We start from the raw sequence: 210 nt of genomic DNA on the forward strand, positions 1-210 counted from the left end.
AATGCAATCTCAGGTCATCCAGATTTCATCTTTGAATAAGGGTGGTTCTGAATAGTTACGTAATTTCTTTTATACAGCAGACGGTTCTGCAAAGTTTTGCTTGCGATAGCTCGCATGTTCTATATAAAATCTCAGGAGAGCCTTCGATTTTAAGAACATCTAAGGAGCGATTTTCGAACTCACTTCCGCAATATCGCAAGCAAAATCTTT

Origin of the sequence: Acetivibrio ethanolgignens, from assembly GCF_001461035.1 — a bacterium.
Lineage (GTDB): Bacteria > Bacillota > Clostridia > Lachnospirales > Lachnospiraceae > Velocimicrobium > Velocimicrobium ethanolgignens.